The sequence below is a fragment of the Parageobacillus thermantarcticus genome, from assembly GCF_900111865.1.
Lineage (GTDB): Bacteria > Bacillota > Bacilli > Bacillales > Anoxybacillaceae > Parageobacillus > Parageobacillus thermantarcticus.
The window spans coordinates 1-2,459 of sequence record NZ_FOJS01000093.1 but is presented as its reverse complement, the minus strand read 5'-3'; the positions used below and the strand labels follow the sequence as shown (position 1 = coordinate 2,459).

Here is a 2,459-nt window from a genome sequence, read left to right as displayed (position 1 = left end):
GATTGAATTTTTATGCAATATAAACGAATTTATATACTGCAATACTCTGCACTTTTTCCTTGCAAAAAACAGGAGGTTTTCCGGACTTACCTACTGTACGCCAAGCCATCAAGTCCATGTTGTCTAGCAAAGGAGCCGGCGAACTTAAGTCTCCGAAAAATAGAACCGCTTTGTGCCCCGCTTCTTTTTACACAAATTCTTGGATTTCATCAACTCCACGGCATTCATGATCTTTGTTTAGTTGGTTTGATGTTGTTCGTTTTCATATAACGTTTAAGCTCATCATAAAAATTTTCGCGGGTTCCTGCTAAGACAACAACCACTAAATTTCCGTTTTCATCGAAATCAATAAAATAGGCAATCTCGTAATTAATCCCTTGATGGTAAATATCATAACCGTAAATCCCTGCTAAATCCCCTGTTTTCGCTTCTCCAGCTTCGGTTGGATTGGAAAGAATCTCCCGCAAGGCGTTTTTAAAGCGTTGTTTTAATGCTTGGTCTTTTTTCGTCATCTTTTTTATCGCCTTTTCCGCCTTAGGGAGTAATTGCAGGCGATTATTCTTCGTCATCTTCGTTAAATAAATCCTCCAACGTATCCCATGTATATGTTTTCGCCTTTGGTCTTTCTTCAGAAATCATGGTTTCTAATGCAGGGGCGATTTGCGATTTACGGTATACAAACTCTTTGTAAAGTTCTTCTCCTGCATATCCTTCTTCGATAAGGTCTTTTAAAATAAGATCGGAAAAGTCAAAGTGATCTCCGTGAATCGGACGAATAATTAATTTATTATCGGCTAACTCAATTAATACTTCGTTTCCAATTCCTAATTGCTCATAAAAGTCCTTCGGTATCGTAATTTGCTTTTTGCTCGATACGGCAATTCGTTTCACAGCATGTTTCTTACGATTAGGGATATTCTCCATAGGTACCTTCCCCTTTGCCACCACATCTGATGGTACCATATTATTCCCCCTCCTCGAAAAAATTAACCAACTTTCTTGCTTTTTTTGTTATAAAAATTCTTGGTTTCTTTGTTTAGTATGATACCACTAATGAAAAACAAAAACAATGATTCCCTCAAGCCGAAAGAATTGTCTACTAACAAACATGTGTCATTGAAACGTTGGCGGCGCCCTCACTGCATCCCGCTAAATCATAGCCACCATCCTTTAAGCCGAAGGAGGTCGTGGCGGGATGCCCAGCGAGCCGCTGCATGTTTCCGTGTCCCTTTTAGCCTCCCTTTGCGGAAAGAATGGAAAAACAGATTAGGCGCCAGCTTTTGATTCAGTAGATGGTGTCTTTCAGTTATTCACCGTGTCAAGGAAAACGTGGAATACCTTGGAATCGAGGAGTTGCCGCGAAAGCTCCTTGACACACCTGTTCCTTGACAACATGATCGCTTGTCCGGAAAAGAGACCGTCAAGGAGGTTTTCCGGACTTACCTACTGTACGCCAAGCCATCAAGTCCATGTTGTCTAGCAAAGGGGAATTTACGCAATCATTTGGACTTGACCGAACAATCCGCAAAAATTTTGCACATTATTTCCGAATCCGCCTGAAATAATTTGAAAAAGGGATTCTGAAATAATGTGCTAACTCGCAATACTCTTATCCCAAAATCTGTCCACCTTATATTCAGAATGGATGCTAGATCAATCTACTTTCAGTCTCTTTTTTGACACAACAAAAACGCCTAGCAAGATGGGACACCTCGCCAGACGCGCTTAAATAGACTTCTTTATAGACATTTTTGCTTGTCCGAACATAAAATTATCCAGCCAGAAAAAACGCGTTATATATTATTAACTAGGATTAATAAGATTCTTCTGTTCTTTTTCTATCTATGTTCTTTTTCTATCTAATTGGACTCCATTAGATCTTTGTAAATATTCTCAAACATTTCTTTCGGCATTTTAAATCCTACTGTCTTATCATTACGCCAATAAACAACTAATTGAACTTCATTGTCTTTTAATTCCACTTCTAATAATGAGTTTTCACCTATATCTCTGATAGAGACAATTTGATTTCCATTTTTCTTTTTTTTCTTCTTGTAATCATAGTTTAAATAACTCATATAGGTTTACTCCTTTATTTGTTAATTTTTTGTTTCATTTCTTGTAACAAAGAAAATAGGTTTCATCCGTTTATGCTTTCAGTTTGAAAAAATCAAATATCAACAGAGTTATTTAACAGACAACCATGCCAAAAATTGGCACATCGATGAATGAAATAACAGTAAAAGTTATCCATAGTTATTTCAGGATGGAGTTCCATGCCGCGTTGCGGCACCAGCAAATGATGAAAATACTAATTTTCGGGATAGATTCATTAACACCACAACTATTATTACAATACTTTTCGATTCAAATTGTTGAAACATTTCCAATGCCGTTTTTTTATTCGGAGATCGATAAATGAGTTTCAAATCTTCCGCCATTTCGAATTGGTCTTTTTT

At 37.3% G+C, this 2,459-nt stretch carries 4 protein-coding genes; all 4 read right to left on the bottom strand.

Annotated features, from left to right (window positions below):
- Positions 1-224: 224 nt before the first annotated feature.
- Positions 225-569, bottom strand: a complete 345-nt coding sequence (locus BM278_RS18100) for a type II toxin-antitoxin system RelE/ParE family toxin (RefSeq protein WP_090952513.1) — start codon at positions 567-569, stop codon at positions 225-227.
- Complete coding sequence (locus BM278_RS18095; RefSeq protein WP_090952510.1) at positions 556-924, bottom strand: AbrB/MazE/SpoVT family DNA-binding domain-containing protein; 369 nt, start codon at positions 922-924, stop codon at positions 556-558. Before BM278_RS18095 ends, BM278_RS18100 begins: the two co-directional genes overlap by 14 nt.
- A gap of 935 nt (positions 925-1,859) precedes the next feature.
- Positions 1,860-2,078: a hypothetical protein gene (locus tag BM278_RS18090; RefSeq protein WP_061912639.1), complete on the bottom strand. Its 219-nt coding sequence runs from the start codon at positions 2,076-2,078 to the stop codon at positions 1,860-1,862.
- A gap of 183 nt (positions 2,079-2,261) precedes the next feature.
- The coding region (locus BM278_RS19080) for a hypothetical protein (RefSeq protein ID WP_143093498.1) at positions 2,262-2,459 on the bottom strand (198 nt) is incomplete at its 5' end.

Bases quoted from the DNA above. Each gene is read 5' to 3' on its own strand.
- BM278_RS18090 (WP_061912639.1), bottom strand. From the start codon at position 2,078: ATGAGTTATTTAAACTATGATTACAAGAAGAAAAAAAAGAAAAATGGA.
- BM278_RS18095 (WP_090952510.1), bottom strand. From the start codon at position 924: ATGGAGAATATCCCTAATCGTAAGAAACATGCTGTGAAACGAATTGCC.
- BM278_RS18100 (WP_090952513.1), bottom strand. From the start codon at position 569: ATGACGAAGAATAATCGCCTGCAATTACTCCCTAAGGCGGAAAAGGCG.